Origin of the sequence: Cryobacterium sp. TMB3-10, from assembly GCF_004402305.1 — a bacterium.
In the GTDB taxonomy this organism is placed as follows: Bacteria; Actinomycetota; Actinomycetes; order Actinomycetales; family Microbacteriaceae; genus Cryobacterium; species Cryobacterium zongtaii.
In genome coordinates, this window is the sequence record NZ_SOGH01000020.1 from 340,812 (window position 1) to 357,621 (window position 16,810).

The 16,810-nt window shown below is 65.9% G+C and carries 15 protein-coding genes; 7 read left to right on the top strand and 8 right to left on the bottom strand.

Annotated features, from left to right (window positions below; genetic code table 11):
• Both ctaD and E3T22_RS09700 read left to right on the top strand, forming a co-directional pair.
• A complete protein-coding gene (gene ctaD / locus E3T22_RS09695) occupies positions 1-1,737 on the top strand; it encodes a cytochrome c oxidase subunit I (RefSeq protein WP_088456179.1) in 1,737 nt (578 codons plus the stop codon).
• The gene (locus E3T22_RS09700; RefSeq protein ID WP_088456180.1) at positions 1,738-2,160 is read left to right on the top strand and encodes a cytochrome c oxidase subunit 4; all 423 of its coding nucleotides are present in this window, start codon (positions 1,738-1,740) and stop codon (positions 2,158-2,160) included. It abuts the gene before it with no gap.
• 67 nt (positions 2,161-2,227) lie between these two features.
• Here the strand turns inward: E3T22_RS09700 and E3T22_RS09705 are convergent, their stop codons facing one another.
• From E3T22_RS09705 to E3T22_RS09725, 5 genes are all read right to left on the bottom strand, one after another.
• Positions 2,228-2,983, bottom strand: coding sequence for a hypothetical protein (locus E3T22_RS09705; RefSeq protein WP_134480002.1), 756 nt, complete (start codon positions 2,981-2,983; stop codon positions 2,228-2,230).
• Between the two features lie 163 nt (positions 2,984-3,146).
• The gene (locus E3T22_RS09710) at positions 3,147-4,745 is read right to left on the bottom strand and encodes a ubiquinol-cytochrome c reductase cytochrome b subunit (protein ID WP_174776237.1); all 1,599 of its coding nucleotides are present in this window, start codon (positions 4,743-4,745) and stop codon (positions 3,147-3,149) included.
• A gap of 14 nt (positions 4,746-4,759) precedes the next feature.
• A complete protein-coding gene (locus tag E3T22_RS09715; RefSeq protein WP_088456183.1) occupies positions 4,760-5,833 on the bottom strand; it encodes a ubiquinol-cytochrome c reductase iron-sulfur subunit in 1,074 nt (357 codons plus the stop codon).
• 53 nt (positions 5,834-5,886) lie between these two features.
• Positions 5,887-6,699: a cytochrome c gene (locus tag E3T22_RS09720; RefSeq protein ID WP_088456184.1), complete on the bottom strand. Its 813-nt coding sequence runs from the start codon at positions 6,697-6,699 to the stop codon at positions 5,887-5,889.
• Between the two features lie 24 nt (positions 6,700-6,723).
• Entirely contained in the window at positions 6,724-7,353 is a 630-nt protein-coding gene (locus E3T22_RS09725; protein ID WP_241980214.1) for a heme-copper oxidase subunit III, read from the bottom strand.
• Between the two features lie 142 nt (positions 7,354-7,495).
• On the opposite strand from E3T22_RS09725, the gene trpD reads away from it, so the two are divergent.
• Complete coding sequence (trpD, locus tag E3T22_RS09730) at positions 7,496-8,548, top strand: anthranilate phosphoribosyltransferase (protein WP_134409019.1); 1,053 nt, start codon at positions 7,496-7,498, stop codon at positions 8,546-8,548.
• Between the two features lie 25 nt (positions 8,549-8,573).
• On the opposite strand, the gene glpK is transcribed toward trpD, so the two are convergent.
• Both glpK and E3T22_RS09740 read right to left on the bottom strand, forming a co-directional pair.
• Positions 8,574-10,088, bottom strand: a complete 1,515-nt coding sequence (gene glpK / locus E3T22_RS09735) for a glycerol kinase GlpK (RefSeq protein ID WP_134480004.1) — start codon at positions 10,086-10,088, stop codon at positions 8,574-8,576.
• A 120-nt stretch (positions 10,089-10,208) separates the two neighbouring features.
• Entirely contained in the window at positions 10,209-10,922 is a 714-nt protein-coding gene (locus E3T22_RS09740) for an MIP/aquaporin family protein (protein ID WP_240632492.1), read from the bottom strand.
• A gap of 281 nt (positions 10,923-11,203) precedes the next feature.
• On the opposite strand from E3T22_RS09740, the gene dhaK reads away from it, so the two are divergent.
• The 4 genes from dhaK to E3T22_RS09760 are packed head-to-tail and all read left to right on the top strand — an operon-like array spanning position 11,204 to position 13,972.
• Positions 11,204-12,205, top strand: a complete 1,002-nt coding sequence (gene dhaK, locus E3T22_RS09745) for a dihydroxyacetone kinase subunit DhaK (protein ID WP_103460016.1) — start codon at positions 11,204-11,206, stop codon at positions 12,203-12,205.
• Positions 12,206-12,215: 10 nt separating this feature from the next.
• Positions 12,216-12,854 (top strand): dihydroxyacetone kinase subunit DhaL, encoded by a 639-nt coding sequence (dhaL, locus tag E3T22_RS09750; protein WP_088456190.1) that lies wholly within the window; start codon positions 12,216-12,218, stop codon positions 12,852-12,854.
• 2 nt (positions 12,855-12,856) lie between these two features.
• Positions 12,857-13,597 carry a dihydroxyacetone kinase phosphoryl donor subunit DhaM gene (dhaM, locus tag E3T22_RS09755; protein ID WP_241983654.1) on the top strand — a complete coding sequence of 247 codons (741 nt, stop codon included), beginning with the start codon at positions 12,857-12,859 and terminating at the stop codon, positions 13,595-13,597.
• Between the two features lie 54 nt (positions 13,598-13,651).
• Positions 13,652-13,972 carry a hypothetical protein gene (locus E3T22_RS09760; protein WP_134409020.1) on the top strand — a complete coding sequence of 107 codons (321 nt, stop codon included), beginning with the start codon at positions 13,652-13,654 and terminating at the stop codon, positions 13,970-13,972.
• A gap of 374 nt (positions 13,973-14,346) precedes the next feature.
• Here E3T22_RS09760 and E3T22_RS09765 read toward each other — a convergent pair whose 3' ends face one another.
• Positions 14,347-16,734 (bottom strand): excinuclease ABC subunit UvrA, encoded by a 2,388-nt coding sequence (locus E3T22_RS09765; RefSeq protein ID WP_088456192.1) that lies wholly within the window; start codon positions 16,732-16,734, stop codon positions 14,347-14,349.
• Between the last annotated feature and the right edge of the window lie 76 nt (positions 16,735-16,810).

Here is a 16,810-nt window from a genome sequence, read left to right on the forward strand (position 1 = left end):
ATGAGCACCACAACAGCTCCCGCCGGCGCTCCGGCAGCGTCCTCGGCCGCCCGGCCGACCGGCGTTGACCGCAAGGGCAACATCGTCGTTCGGTGGATCACCTCCACCGACCACAAGGTCATCGGGTACATGTACCTGATCACCTCGTTCATCTACTTCTGCCTCGGCGGGGTGATGGCGCTCGTGATGCGCGCCCAGCTCTTCGAACCCGGACTGCAGATCGTGCAGACCAAGGAGCAGTACAACCAGCTCTTCACGATGCACGGCACCATCATGCTGCTGATGTTCGCGACACCACTGTTCTTCGGCTTCGCGAACGCGCTGATGCCGCTCCAGATCGGTGCACCCGACGTCGCGTTCCCGCGACTCAACGCGTTCTCCTTCTGGCTGTTCTTCTTCGGCAGCCTGATAGCGGTCGGCGGCTTCCTCACCCCGCAGGGAGCGGCGTCGTTCGGCTGGTTCGCCTACCAACCGCTGGCGAGCACGACCTTCTCGCCAGGGGTCGGCGGTAATCTGTGGATGGTCGGCCTGGGGCTCTCGGGCTTCGGCACGATCCTCGGTGGCGTGAACTTCATCACCACCATCATCACCATGCGTGCCCCCGGCATGACGATGTTCCGGATGCCGATCTTCACCTGGAACACTCTCGTCACCTCGCTGCTGATCCTGATGGCGTTCCCGGTGCTCGCCGCCGCCATGCTCGCCGCCGCCAGCGACCGGATCTTCCTCTCGCACATCTACGACCCGGCCAATGGCGGTGCCATCCTCTGGCAGCACCTGTTCTGGTTCTTCGGTCACCCCGAGGTGTACATCATCGCCCTGCCGTTCTTCGGCATCGTGTCCGAGGTGTTCCCGGTCTTCAGCCGCAAGCCGATCTTCGGGTACAAGACCCTGATCTACGCGACCATCTCCATCGCGGCGCTGTCCGTGACGGTGTGGGCGCACCACATGTACGTGACCGGCTCGGTCCTGTTGCCGTTCTTCTCCCTGATGACGATGCTCATCGCGGTTCCGACCGGCGTGAAGATCTTCAACTGGATCGGAACGATGTGGCGGGGTTCGCTGACCTTCGAGACCCCCATGCTCTGGGCCATCGGCTTCCTGATCACCTTCACCTTCGGTGGGCTGACCGGCGTCATCCTGGCCTCACCGCCGCTGGACTTCCACGTGTCAGACACCTACTTCGTGGTTGCCCACTTCCACTACGTGGTCTTCGGCACGGTCGTCTTCGCCATGTTCAGCGGGTTCTACTTCTGGTGGCCCAAGTGGACCGGCAAGATGCTCAACGAACGCCTGGGCAAGTGGCACTTCTGGCTCCTGTTCATCGGCTTCCACACAACCTTCCTCGTGCAGCACTGGCTCGGTGTGGTGGGCATGCCCCGCCGTTACGCGTCCTACCTGCCCGACGACGGGTTCACCTGGATGAACCAGCTCTCGACCGTCGGCTCGATGATCCTCGCGATCTCGATGATCCCGTTCTTCCTGAACGTGTACGTCACCGCCCGAACGGCTCCGAGGGTCACGGTGAACGACCCGTGGGGCTACGGCGCCTCCCTGGAGTGGGCTACATCCTGCCCGCCGCCGCGCCACAACTTCACGTCGATCCCGCGTATCCGCTCCGAGCGTCCCGCATTCGACCTGAATCACCCGGAGGTCGGTATGCCCGTCGGCATCGGTCCGGCAAAAGACGCCCCGGATGCTCCCACCTATGACGCAGGATCGGAAAAGGTTAAGTAGATGAAAGCCAATGTCAACCTCTACTGGATCCTGACCGGATTCCTCGCGCTGGTAGCAGTCGCGTACGTCGTGTGGGGCCTCGTCGACCCGAGCCAGGGTCGCATCGAGTGGGTCGGAGCCTTCGCGATCTCCCTCTGCGCACTGCTCGTGGCGTTCATCGCGTTCTACCTGTCTCGCGTCTACAAGGCGCAGGGCGGCGAACTTCCCGAGGACATGCTCGACGCCAACATCGATGACGGCGACCCCGAGCTGGGCTTCTTCAGCCCGTGGAGCTGGTGGCCGATCATGCTCGCGGCCAGCGCGGCACTGTTGTTCCTGGGACTGGCCGTCGGCTTCTGGATCTCCTTCATCGCCGTCGGCATCGGCGTGATCAGCCTCGTCGGCTGGGTCTACGAGTACTACCGCGGACTCTTCGCCCGCTAGGCCCCACCACCGCACGACAAAGCGCCAGTGACCTTCGGGTCACTGGCGCTTTGTCGTGCACCGATGCTCAGTGCAGGGAGCGGCGGAAGCCGAGGAGTCGGAACGCCACGGTCACCTCGGTCGACCCTGGCGGCCCGGTAGGGTCTGCGGGGTCTGTGGAGGATGTGTGGTGCGAGGAGGGGCCCATGCCGATGAGGGCGGCAACGTCGTCGGGGGAGAGTACCAGGACCCTGGAGAGGTCCGCCGTGGACTCCAGGTGAAAGCCCGGCGCCAGGCTGGCGACCAGGTCGTCGGTCTTGTTCCCGTGCACCTCCAGGGCCAGGCCGGCGGCGCGCAGTTCCTGGAGATGGCTGGCGTGCGGCACCACGACGGCGAGAAGTGCTCCGGGAGCCAGGATGCGATGGAACTCGGCCGGATTCCGGGGAGCGAACACGTTGATGGCGACGTCAGCGGCCCCGTCCCGGATCGGCAGCGGCGACCAGACATCCGCGACGAGCCCGTCCGTGGTCGAGTGAGGTTCGGTGAGACCGGCCCGGACCGTTCGTGCGACCGCGGCCGCTGACAGGTCCATGGCCAGTGCCGCGACGCCAGGGGTACGGGACAGCGGGGAACCGGGGGAATGGCCGCCGGAGGCGGCGTGCAGGGCCCCCCGCAGGTAATAGCCGGTGCCGCAGCCGATGTCGATGATTCGGTGCGGGGATTCGGCGGCCACGAGAGCGCTGAGGGCCTCGCGGAGTTCGGTATACCACCCGCGTTCCAAGAAGATGTCGCGGGCGTCCAGCATGGCGGCGGAATCGCCGATGAGTTTGCGTGAACCGACCATGAGGGACGCGAAGCCCCGCCGGTTCGTGTCGAAACGGTGGCCGGTGCTGCAGGCGAGAACTCGGTCGCCGGCCGGGACCAGGTCGCCCAAACAGTTCGGGCACCGCAGCCACTCAGACAGAGTCTGGAGTGGGTGGGGTGCCCGAACCGATTCGGCTGAGGAACTAGTGGTGATCGCCGTGGCTTTCTTCGAGTTCCTTGGTCCCGACCGGGGCAATCCGATCTTCGAAGAACCAGCGGGACAGGCCGGCACGAACCCGCTGAACCGGGGACACCTTGCCCTGGGCGTTCGGAGTCAACTCGAGCGGCTTGTAGTTGGTGTAGCTGACCAACTTCCAACGCTCGTACTCGTCGACGGGCTGGTGCACCTCGATGTACTCGCCGCCGGGCAGACGGACGATGCGACCGGACTCGTAGCCGTGCAGGACAATCTCCCGGTCCTTCTTCTGCAGCGCCAGGCACACTCGCTTGGTGATGAAGTAGGCGACGAACGGGCCGAGGATCACGACGGCCTGAAGGGTGTGGATGACACCCTCCATGGTCACCGAGAAGTGCGTGGCGATGATGTCCGAGGACGCCGCCGCCCACAGGCCGGCGTAGAACGTGACACCCGCGGCGCCGATGGCCGTGCGGGTCGGCGCGTTGCGCGGACGGTCCAGGATGTGGTGCTCGCGCTTGTCACCGGTGATCCACGCTTCGAGGAACGGGTACAGCAGGACAACGCCGATGAACACGCCGAGGCCCACGAGGGGGATCAGGATGTTGAACGACCAGGTGCCGCCCAGACCAACCCACTCCAGTCCCGGCGGAATCAACCGGAGGGCGCCGTCGGCAAAGCCGATGTACCAGTCCGGCTGGGTCCCGGCGGAGACCGGTGAGGGGTCGTACGGTCCGTAGTTCCAGATCGGGTTGATCGTGAAGAACGAGGCCATCAGCATCACGACGCCGAAGACGATGAAGAAGAATCCACCGGCCTTGGCGGCGTAGACCGGGAGCACCGGGTAGCCGACGACGTTCGTGTCCGTGCGGCCCGCTCCGGGGTACTGGGTGTGCTTGTGCACCACGACGAAGAGCAGGTGCAGCGCGATCAAGGCGACGATGATCGCCGGAAGCAGCAGGATGTGAAGCGAATACAGACGACCGACGATGTCGGTGCCCGGGAACTCGCCGCCGAAGAGCAGGAACGAGATCCAGGTTCCGACGACGGGGATGCCCTTGACCATGCCGTCGATGATCCGCAGGCCGTTTCCGGAGAGCAGGTCGTCGGGCAGCGAGTAGCCGGTGAAGCCCTCAGCCATGGCCAGGATGAACAGGACGAAGCCGATCACCCAGTTCAGCTCGCGAGGCTTGCGGAAGGCTCCGGTGAAGTAGATGCGCAGCATGTGCAGTCCGATGGATGCCACGAACAGCAGCGCAGCCCAGTGGTGTACCTGACGCATCAGCAGTCCGCCGCGCACGTCGAAGGAGATGTCCAGCGAGGATGCCATGGCCACCGACATCTCCACGCCCTTGAGAGGCACGTAGGAGCCTTCGTAGTGCACTTCGGCCATCGAGGCCTGGAAGAAGAAGGTCAGGAACGATCCGGACAGCAGGATGATGACGAAGCTGTAGAGCGCCACCTCACCGAGCAGGAAAGACCAGTGGTCGGGGAAGATCTTGCGACCCAGTTCCTTGACCGCGGTGGAGATGCTGGTGCGCTCGTCGATGTAGTTCGCCGCGGCGCCGGTGAAGCCACCGGACTTCTTCGACTCGGCGGGTTTCATATCGGTTGTGGTACTCACTGTCGCTCCCAAAAGCTCGGTCCGACCGGTTCAAGGAAATCGCTCTGCGCGATGAGGTACCCCTCGGAGTCCACGGCGATGGGCAGCTGCGGAAGGGCGCGTTTGGCGGGTCCGAAGATGACTTTCGCCTGGTCGGCCACATTGAACTGTGACTGGTGGCAGGGGCAGAGGAGGTGGTGCGTCTGCTGTTCGTACAGGCCGACGGGGCAGCCTACGTGTGTGCAGATCTTGGAGTACGCGACGATCCCGTCGTAGGACCAGCTAGCCCGCTCGGGCGTTTCGATGAGGTCCTCGGGCTTCATGCGCACGAGGATCACCACAGCCTTGGCCTTCTCTTCAAGCCGGCCGTGCTCAAGATCCATCAGGCCCTCCGGGATCACCGCGAAGGACGAACCCAGGGTGACGTCCGAGGCCTTGATCGGCGCACCGGACGGGTCCAGGGCCAGCCTGGTGCCCTTCTCCCACATGGTCTGCTTCAGGAGGGCGACGGGATCCTGGTCCATCGGGGCGAGCCCGCGGAACAGGACGACGGCGGGGAGCGGGAAGACCACGAGGGCCCCGATGAGGCTGTTGCGGATCACGGCGCGTCGGCCGATGCCGGACTCCGTGTTGGCTTCCTGGAAGATTTCGACCGCGCGGGCGCGGGTCTCGTCGCTGCCCCGGACCGGGTGACGCTCGTCCACGCCCTCCTCGTCGTGCATCAGCGCCTTGCCCCAGTGCACCGCACCGATGCCCAGCGCCAGCAGCGCCAACGCGAGCCCGATCCCGATGAACAGGTTGTTCAGCCGCACGGAGCCCGGGTCTTCGGGGACGATCGGGAAGATGATGTACGCCGCGATGGCGAAAATGCTGCCGACGATCGACAGGTAGAACAGGGTGTACACCGTGCGCTCGGCGCGCTTCTCGGCGCGCGGGTCGAGGTCGGTGATCCGGGGGCGGTGCGGAGGGAAGCCGGGATTGGCCACGGCGTCGCGGGCGACGACGGCGGTGCCGACGGCGGCCGTGACGTGCTCGACACTCGAGGAGTCGGCAGCGGTCAGATCCTTTCCGCTGGTCTCATCGCTGGCCATTGTTCTCCTTCGTGGGCGCTGTCTGTGCTGGGTGTGTCATTGCCGGGTGCCGATCAATTCGATTTCGCCGTGATCCACACGGTCAGGGCCACGATGGCACCCAGACCGAAGATCCAGAGGAAGAGGCCTTCGGACACCGGTCCGAGGGATCCGAGGGCGAATCCACCCGGCGACGGGTTGTTCTCGATGTACTTGAGGTAAGTGATGATGTCGCGCTTGTCTTCCGGCGAGACGTTCATGTCGTTGAACACCGGCATGTTCTGCGGGCCGGTGATCATGGCCTCGTAGATGTGCTGCGGGGTGACGCCGTCCAGCGCGGGAGCGTACTTGCCCTCGGTGAGCGCGCCGCCTGCTCCGGCGACGTTGTGGCACATGGCGCAGTTGATCCGGAACAGCTCGGCGCCGGCGGCGGCGTCGCCCTCGGCATCCAGGTATTCGGCTTCGGGGATGGCAGGGCCGGGCGCGAGGGATGCGACATAGGCGACGAGAGCCGCGGTCTGCTCCTCGGTGAACTGCACAGGCTTGACGATGGCCTGCGGGCCGTTGGCCTGCATGGGCATGCGCCCGGTGCCGACCTGGAAGTCAACGGACGCGGCGCCCACGCCGATCAGGCTGGGACCGGTGCCGGTTCCGTCGGCGCTGAGGCCGTGGCAGGTCGCGCAGTTCGCGGCGAAAAGCTTCTCGCCCTCGCTGACGGTCTGCTGCGATGCCGTTTCGGTCTGTGCGGTTGCCGTGCTGGTGCTGATCATCGCGTACGCGCCGCCGGTGAAGAGCAGGCCGATCGCGATCAGGGCGACGCTGGCCAGCGGGCTGCGCCGACCGCTGCGACGTGTGCGGCCGTTGGTAGGTTTCTGAGTCCTGGGCATACTGAGTGTGTCCGCTCCTGCTTGTTATTTAAGAACGTAGATGACCAGGAAGAGCCCGATCCACACGACGTCGACGAAATGCCAGTAGTACGAGACCACGATGGCGCTGGTGGCTTCCTTGTGACCGAAGTTCTTGACCGCGAAACCGCGACCGATCACGAGGAGGAAGGCAATGAGTCCGGCGGTCACGTGGATGCCGTGGAATCCGGTGGTGAGGTAGAACGCTGAGCCGTAGGCGTTGGAGGCGAGGGTGACGCCCTCCGACACGAGGGTCGCGTACTCGAGGACCTGGCCGGAGACGAAGACGGCGCCGAGGGCATAGGTGAGGAAGAACCACTCGACCATGCCCCACTGGCTGGGCTTCCACCCGGTGGACCTGGCCTGCAGGCGCTCGGCAGCGAAGACGCCGAACTGGCAGGTGATCGAGGAGGAGACCAGGATCAGGGTGTTCACCAGGGCGAAGACGAAGTTGTGCTTTTCCGTCTCGAACTGCCACAGCTCCGGGGAGGTGGACCGCAACGTGAAGTAGATGGCGAAGAGGCCAGCGAAGAACATGACCTCACTGCCCAGCCAGACAATGGTGCCAACCGCCACGCTGTTGGGCCTGTTAACTACGGGAATGGTCGCCCGGGGAGTAATTGAGGTCGTCGTCACTATTCCATTATGACCGATTCCTCCACAGGTTTTTCTCAAGGTGAAGTGCCATAAGACCCTAATGTGAAAATTGGTATCCCCAACCGAGGCCTGACGGCGCCGAAATACCGGTCGGGGGAGCGCCGGCGCTTAAGATTGGGCCATGCTCGAATCCCAGTCATGGCCCGCCGTTCTTGATGCCCTCCTGCGTAGAGAGGACCTGAGCGTCGCCGATGCGGCGTGGAGTATGGAACGCATCATGCTCGGCGAGGCCACCCCGGCTCAGTTGGCCGGATTCCTGGTGGCTCTGCGCGCCAAGGGTGAGACCGTCGATGAAATCGTCGGTTTCCGCGACGCGATCCTGGACCACGCCGTTCCGCTGAACGTCAACTCGATGGGGCTGGACATCGTCGGCACCGGGGGAGACCGGTTCGGGACCGTGAACGTCTCGACCATGGCGTCGATAGTGTGTGCGGCAACCGGTGTGCCGGTGATCAAACACGGCAATCGGGCGGCCAGTTCGGCATCCGGTTCGTCGGACGTGCTTGCCGCGCTGGGCATCGACCTGACCCTGTCGGCCGACGCAGTGGCCTCGATCCTGGCTGCCACGGGCATCACCTTCGCCTATGCTGCCGCGTTCCACCCCGGTTTTCGGCATGCCGCTGCCGTTCGGTCCGAGCTGGGTATCCCCACGGTGTTCAACTTCCTCGGCCCCCTCGTCAACCCGGCCCGGCCGGAAGCTTCCGCCGTCGGTGTGGCCAACCTCGACAGGGTCCCTCTGTTCGTCGGGGTGTTCCAGACCCGCGGAGCATCGGCGTTGGTGTTCCGTGGCGACGATGGCCTCGACGAACTCACCACGACGGGGCACAGCCACGTGTGGGAGGTCTCCAGGGGTCTGGTCACCGAGCACGACATCGACCCACGCGATCTCGGCATCCCGCGGGCGACCATGAGCCAGCTGATCGGCGGTTCGCCGGAACACAACGCGGCAGTGGTGCACTCGGTCCTCGCCGGAGAGCAGGGACCGGTGCGGGACATCGTGCTGCTGAACGCGGCAGCGGGCCTGGTCGCCTACGACCTCGCCCACGATCCCGCTCAGTCCCAGGTCAGCATCCTGGACCGGTTCCGGGCGAAACTCGCCGTGGCCGCGCAGGCCATCGACTCCGGCGCCGGAACCGCGAAACTCGCCGACTGGGTGCAGGCCAGCCGCGCCTGACCTGCACCACACGGCGGTTTGACGGTTAGAGCACGTCCTCGTCGACCCAGTCGAAGGTCTTGGTGACGGCCTTCTTCCAGTTCCGCAACTGCCGGGCGCTCTCGTCTGCGCTCAACTTCGGTGTCCAGCGGCTGTCTTCCTGCCAGTTCGACCGCAGCTCGTCCAGGGTGCTCCAGAAGCCCACCGCCAGGCCTGCCGCGTACGCGGCGCCGAGCGCGGTGGTCTCCGCCACAACCGGGCGGATCACCGGCACACCGATGATGTCGGCCTGGAACTGCATCAGCAGGTTGTTCTTGATCATTCCGCCGTCGACCTTGAGCTCGGTCAGCGGCACCCCGGAGTCCGCGTTGACCGCGTCGAGGACCTCGCGGGTCTGGAAGGCAGTGGCCTCCAGCGCCGCCCGGGCGATGTGGCCCTTGTTCACGAACCGGGTCAGTCCCACCAGGGCGCCGCGGGCATCCGCGCGCCAGTACGGCGCGAACAGGCCGCTGAACGCCGGCACGAAGTAGGCGCCGCCGTTGTCATCGACCGTGGCGGCCAGCGTCTCGATCTCCTCAGACGACGTGATCATGCCCAGGTTGTCGCGCAGCCACTGCACCAGGGCGCCGGTGACGGCTATCGACCCCTCCAGCGCGTAGTGCGGTTCGGCGTCGCCGAGCTTGTAGCCCAGGGTGGTGAGCAGGCCGTTCTTGGAGTGGATGATGTCGGTGCCGGTGTTGAAGATCAGGAAGTTACCGGTGCCGTAGGTGTTCTTCGCCTCACCCTGGTCGAAGGCGGCCTGGCCGAACGTGGCGGCCTGCTGGTCACCGAGGATGCCCGCGATGGGCACCTCGCGCAGCAGGCTGTGCTCGTTGACGGTGCCGTAGACCTCGCTGGAGGACTTGATTTCCGGCATCATCGACTTCGGTACGTTGAAGATGCTCAGGATCTCGTCATCCCACTGCAGCGTCTCCAAGTCCATGAACAGGGTGCGACTGGCGTTGGTGACGTCGGTGGCGTGCACGCCGCCCTCCAGGCCGCCGGTGAGGTTCCAGAGCACCCAGGAGTCGGTGGTGCCGAACATCAGGTCGCCGGCGTCCGCCTTCGCCCGCGCTCCCTCGACGTTTTCGAGGATCCAGACGATCTTGGTGCCGGAGAAGTAGGTCGCCAGTGGCAGGCCCACCTTCTGCTTGAACCGTTCCACGCCGCCGTCGGCGGCGAGACGGTCGACGATGGGCTGAGTGCGGGTGTCCTGCCAGACGATGGCGTTGTAGACGGGCTTGCCGGTGGTGCGGTCCCAGACCACGGCGGTTTCCCGCTGGTTGGTGATGCCGACAGCGGAGATGTCGTGCCGGGTGAGGTTGGCCTTGGAGAGCGCCTGGCCGATCACCTCACGGGTGTTGTCCCAGATTTCCATCGGGTTGTGCTCGACCCAGCCGGCGCGGGGGAAGATCTGCTCGTGTTCGAGTTGTCCGGTCGAGACGATGGACCCCGAGTGGTCGAAGATGATGGCGCGTGAACTCGTGGTGCCTTGGTCGATGGCGAGTACGTACTTAGCCATGGTGTACCTCCTTGTACGTTGCATGATGGCTTGAACAGACTATAAAACCGTGTGGCGGTTTTCAGGTGGACTGATGCACAGCGAAGCAGGCCAGTCCGGGGAGGGACCGGCCTGCCACGGTCATACCATGGGCAGCCAGACCAGCGATGCCCAGCCCGCGAGGACTCCGCCGATGACGGGACCGACCACGGGGACCCAGGAATAGGCCCAGTCCGAGGACCCCTTGCCCTTGATCGGCAGGATGAAGTGCGCGATCCGGGGGCCCAGGTCACGGGCGGGGTTGATGGCGTATCCGGTCGGGCCACCGAGTGAGACGCCGATGACCAGAACGAGGAGGGCGACGGGTAAGGCGGCTACGGCCCCCACGTCACCGGACTGGCCCCAACCACCGAAGGCGAACACGACGAAGACCAGGACGAAGGTGCCGATGATCTCGGTGACGAGGTTCCAGCCGTAGGAACGGATGGCCGGCCCGGTCGAGAAGGTACCGAGCTTGTTCGCCGGTTCCGGTTCCTCGTCGTAGTGCTGCTTGTACACCAGCCAGACCACCACGGCGCCGAGGAAGGCGCCGAGGAACTCGCCGGCCAGATACACGAGCGTCGAAAGGAAGTTCACCGGGACGTCCGCAGCACCGCCGAAGGTGTCGGAGCCCGATGCGACGATGCCGAGGGTGACGGCCGGGTTGAGGTGGCCACCGGAGTTGTACGCGACGACCACACCGACGAAGACCGCGAAGGCCCAGCCGATGGTCACCATCAGGAAGCCGCCGCCGAAGCCCTTGTTCTTCGTCAGGGCCACGTTCGCCACGACACCACAACCGAGGAGGGTGAGCATCCCTGTGCCCAGCACCTCCGACAAAAACACTAGACCGATATTGTCCACGATGACCTTTCTCGTAGTAGCGAGATGCCGGCAGTACCGGAGCAATCCCTTCGCGGTGAGCGATTTCGCAGTCACCATAGCGCGGGCGGGGCGTGAGCGAAATAGTCCCGATGGGCTGCATCATCTGCCTCTTACCGAGACCGTTGGCAGCGCGTAGGTTGGGCACGGAGCACAGTTGCGTGCCCGGCGCTCTAGCGTGCGCCGATCGATCCCGACGAAATGAAGGAATGGTCATGAAAAAGCTTGTCAACGACCCGAAGAACGTTGTCGACGAAGCCGTCGCAGGTTTCGGTGCCGCGCACGCGGATATCGTGCGAGTCTCGCTGGATCCGGTGTTCATCGTGCGGGCCGACGCGCCGGTGGCCGGCAAGGTCGGTATCGTCAGCGGCGGCGGCAGCGGGCACGAGCCTCTGCACGGCGGATTCGTCGGGTCGGGCATGCTGGACGCCGCCGTGCCCGGCGCCGTGTTCACCTCGCCGACACCCGACCCGATCCTGGCCGCGACGAAGGCCGTCGACGGGGGAGCCGGGGTGCTGCATATCGTGAAGAACTACACGGGCGACGTGCTGAACTTCGAGACCGCGGCGGATCTGGCCGAGGCCGATGAGATCGAGGTGCGCACGGTGATCGTCAACGATGATGTCGCCGTGAAGGACTCGCTGTACACCGCGGGGCGAAGGGGAGTGGCGGGCACCGTGCTCGTGGAGAAGATCGCCGGTGCGGCCGCCGAACGCGGTGATGACCTGACGAACGTGGCGACCGTCGCCGAAAAGGTGATCGGCCAGGTGCGCTCTATGGGCGTGGCCCTGACCCCCTGCGTCGTGCCGCACGCCGGCGAGCCGAGTTTCACCCTGGCCGACGACGAGATCGAGATCGGCATCGGCATCCACGGCGAGCCCGGGCGCGAGCGGATCAAGCTCGAACCGGCCGACGCCATCGTCGACCGGATCCTCGGTCCGATCCTGGACGACATCCCCTACGCATCCGGAGACAAGGTTCTGCTCTTCGTCAACGGAATGGGCGGGACGCCGCAGGTTGAGCTGTACATTGTATTTCGACGGGCCGCCGAAGTTCTCGCCGAACGAGGCATCGAGGTGACTCGCACGCTCGTCGGCAATTTCACAACATCACTGGAGATGCAGGGCATGTCGATCACGATTCTCAAGCTCGACGATGAGTTGACCGCCCTGTGGGATGCTCCGGTGCACACAGCCGCACTGCGGTGGGGAAAGTAGGGAAGACCGAATGAGCGTAGACGTCGCATGGGCCCAGGCCTGGATCAGGAGCAGCGCGAAGGTTCTCTCCGAGCACCGCGCCGAGCTGAACACACTCGACCGCGAGATCGGCGACGGTGATCACGGCGAGAACATGGACAGGGGCTTCCAGGCCGTGCTGCCCAAGCTCGATGCGCTGGCCGACGCTGCCACGCCCGGCGAACTGCTCAAGACTCTCGCGGCGACGCTCATTTCCACCGTCGGCGGTGCGGCCGGTCCGCTCTACGGCACGGCGTACCTCAAGGCCGCCGGCGCCGTGAGCGGGGCCGCCGAACTGGACGGCCCGGCCGTCGTCGCCCTGCTCACGGCCGGACGGGACGGCATCGTGCTGCGCGGCAAGGCCGAATCCGGTGACAAGACGATGGTGGATGCCTGGACCCCGGCAGTGGAGGCGGCCGTCGAGGCCGAAGCCGCCGGGGCCAGCCCCAGCCTGATCCTGGCCGCCGCCGCTGACGCCGCCGAGGCCGGCGCCGTCGCGACCGAACCCTGGGTCGCCCGCAAGGGGCGGGCGAGTTACCTGGGGGAGCGGGCCATCGGCCATCGCGACCCCGGCGCCCAGTCGACGGCGCTCATCCTGCGCTGCGGCGCCGATGCGGCCGCACAGTCCTGATCGTGGCTGACCTCAACGACGCTGACCAGAGCGTGGCAGCGTCCCGCGTCGGCGTGGTGTTCGTCTCACACAGCGTCGAGATAGCATCCGGTCTGGTGACACTGGCCCGTCAGATGGCCCCTAACGTCGCCCTGGTGGCCGCGGGCGGAATGGACGACGGCGGCATCGGCACCAGCTTCGACATAATCGTGGCAGGCATCGAGGAAGCCGACCACGGCAGCGGCGTCGTGCTGCTCTGCGACCTGGGCTCGGCCATCCTGACCGCGGAAACCGCGGTGGACTTCCTCGACGACGAGGTGCGGGCACGGGTGCGCATCGCCGACGCACCGCTCGTGGAGGGCGGCGTGTCTGCCGCCGTGGCCGCCGAGATCGGGGGAGACGTCGCGGCGGTGCTGGCGGCGGCCGAGTCGGCCAGTGGCGCCGGGTCGGCACCGGCAGACGCCGCGCCGCCCGCACCGGGCACAGCCGGTACCGAGGAGCTGCCGCAACCGGTCAGCCGCACGGTGACCTTGCGGAACCGGGACGGGCTGCACGCCAGGCCGGCGGCCGACTTCGTGAAGCTCGCCAGCCAATTCGACGCTGAAGTGTCCGTGAACGGCAAGGACGCGCACAGCCTGCTGGGCATCATGTCGCTCGGACTGACCCGGGGGATGAGCGTGGAGATCTCCGGACCCGACGAACGATCGCGGGCGGCGGTAGACGCCCTGGCCGAGTTGATCGAGACCGGCTTCGGCGAAGAATAGTTCCCGCGCAGCCGCTGGTTGGCTGGGCGCGCTTCAGGGGCGTACGCTGTGGCCATGGTCCAGAATGATAAATCCTCGGCCCAGGCTCACCGCAAGGGCGCGAACCGCTTGTTCGACTGGGTAGAAGACCGACTCCGGCCCGCCTTCGACTCGCCGCCCGTCGGCACCTACGACGCGGCCGAGACGACCGGGCTGGCCCAGTGCCCGGTGTGCGGCCGGCCGATGACCGAGCACACCATCGAGCACTCGGCACATGACACCGTGTTGAACTGCCCGGTCCCGCACCCCGGGGCCTGGGACCGGGATGCTTTCGAGCCGGTGAATGAATACGGCATGGTGATCCGTCGTCGCCCGGACGAGGGCTTGCCGGAGTGAGTCTGCGCGGAGTGCGACCGCAGGTGGCGGTCGTCACGCGGATCGCCGACGAGCTGTGAAACCCTCAACCCGAGATTGATTCTCGGTCCAATCTCCGCTTGTTGACATAATGTGCATTATCGGTCATATTTCCATCCCGGGAAAACAGGGTCGGTCCTCGTCCGTCCGGCGTTGGAAACTCTCCGGCTAGATCCCCATCACTGCCCGCCTGGGTCGGCTCGGCAGGGTTTTCGATCGCACTCCGGTCACGGAACGAGAGCGTGCGGAAACCCGAAGGCGCCGCAGGAACGACTCCGGTTGCACCAGTCGTCGCACCCCTTCCGGCTGAAACGGTGCGGCCCGAGCTCAACGCATATTATGTCAAGAAACTCGGCTCAGGCGCCGACGTACGCCGCCAGATGCTGGCCGGTGAGGGTGGACCGTGCGGCGACGAGGTCGGCCGGAGTTCCCTCGAAAACGATCCGGCCGCCGTCGCGACCGGCGCCGGGACCCAGGTCGATGATCCAGTCAGCGTGGGCCATCACCGCCTGGTGGTGTTCAACGACGATGACCGTTTTGCCGGCATCGACCAGCCGGTCCAGCAGGCCGAGAAGCTGTTCGACGTCAGCGAGGTGCAGGCCCGTCGTCGGCTCGTCGAGAACGTACACGCCGCCCTTTTCCGACAGGTGCATGGCCAGCTTCAGCCGCTGCCGCTCTCCCCCGGACAGCGTCGAGAGCGTCTGGCCCAGGCTGAGGTAGCCGAGCCCCACGTCGGCCAAGCCGACGACAATGGCGTGCGCGGCCGGGATCCGGGCCTCACCGGCGCCGAAGAACGCCACGGCCTCGGTGACCGACATTGCGAGAACCTCGCTGATATCGCGGCCACCGAGCCGGTATTCCAGCACGGATGCGTCGAACCGCTTGCCCTCACACACCTCGCAGGTGGTTGAGACCGTCGCCATCGGGCCCAGGTCGGTGAAGATCACGCCGGCGCCGTTGCAATTCGGGCAGGCGCCCTCGGAGTTGGAGCTGAACAGGGCCGGTTTGACACCGTTGGCCTTTGCGAAGGCCTTGCGAATCGGCTCGAGCATTCCCGTGTAGGTGGCCGGGTTGCTCCGGCGTGAGCCGCGGATCGCGCCCTGGTCGATCGATACCACGCCGGCGCCGGCGGGGATCGATCCGTGCACCAGCGAGCTCTTGCCCGAGCCGGCCACGCCGGTGATGACTACGAGCACCCCGAGTGGGATGTCGACGTCGACGTCCTCAAGGTTGTGCTCCGTCGCGCCACGGATCTCCAGGGCACCGGTGGGCGTGCGCACGGCCTTCTTCACTCTCGCGCGGTAGTCGAGGTGGCGGCCGGTGAGGGTGTCGCTGGCCCGGAGGCCCTCGAGGGTGCCCTCGAAGCAGACCGATCCGCCCGCCGTGCCGGCGCCGGGGCCGAGGTCGATGATGTGGTCGGCGATGGCGATCATCTCCGGCTTGTGCTCCACCACGAGCACGGTGTTGCCCTTGTCCCGCAGGCGCAGCAGCAGCTCGTTCATCCGCTGGATGTCATGCGGGTGCAGGCCGATGGTGGGTTCGTCGAAGACATAGGTGACGTCCGTGAGCGACGAGCCGAGGTGCCGGATCAGCTTGGTACGCTGCGCCTCTCCCCCGGACAGGGTGCCGGCCGGCCGGTCGAGCGACAGATAGCCCAGGCCGATCTCGGTGAAGGAATCGAACAGGTGCTGCAAAGCCGCCAGCAGCGGGGCCACCGACGGGTCGTGAATGGTGCGCACCCACGCGGCGAGGTCACTGATCTGCATGGCGCAGGCATCCGCGATGTTGACGCCGTCGATGCGGGACGACCTGGCGCCCTCGCTGAGACGGGTGCCACCGCAGTCCGGGCAGGTCGCGAAGGTGACGGCGCGGTCCACGAAGGCGCGAATGTGCGGCTGCATGGCCTCACGGTCCTTGGCCAGGAACGATTTCTGCACCTTGGGGATCAGGCCCTCGTAGGTCATGTTGATGTCACCGACCTTCACCTTGACCGGCTCCTTGTAGAGGAAGTCGTGCCGTTCCTTCGTGGTGTAGTCACGGATCGGCTTGTCGGCGTTGAGGAAGCCGGAGCCCGTGAAGATCTTGACGCCCCAGCCTTCGGCGGTGTAACCGGGGATGGTGAGCGCACCCTCGTTCAGCGACTTGGAGTCGTCGTACAGCTGAGTCAGGTCGATGTCGTTCACGGTGCCCATACCCTCGCAGCGCGGGCACATTCCGCCAGTGATGCTGAAGCTGCGCCGTTCCTTGGTCGTGGTGCCGCCTCGCTCGATGGTGACGGCGCCGGCGCCGGAGATGGAGGCGACGTTGAAGGAGAACGCCTGCGGCGAGCCGAGGTGCGGCTGGCCGAGCCGGCTGAACAGGATGCGCAGCAGCGCGTTGGCGTCGGTGGCTGTGCCGACCGTCGACCGGGCGTTGGCGCCCATCCGTTCCTGGTCGACGATGATCGCGGTGGTCAATCCGCTGAGCAGGTCGACATCCGGCCGGGCCAGCGATGGCATGAAGCCCTGCAGGAAGGTGCTGTAGGTCTCGTTGATCATCCGCTGGGACTCCGCGGCGATGGTGCTGAACACCAGTGAGCTCTTGCCGGAGCCGGACACGCCGGTGAACACGGTCAGGCGGCGTTTGGGGATCTCGACGCTGATGTCCTTGAGGTTGTTCTCCCGGGCGCCCTGCACCCGGATCAGGTCGTGGCTGTCGGCAACCTGGTTGGACGACGGCGGGGCCGTGGGGGCTGAAGCGTTCATCGTGTCTCCAAGAATGGGTGCCGGGGCTCTGCAGTCGACCAGCTTCGAGCATACGTGAGGATCGCCATGGTCACCG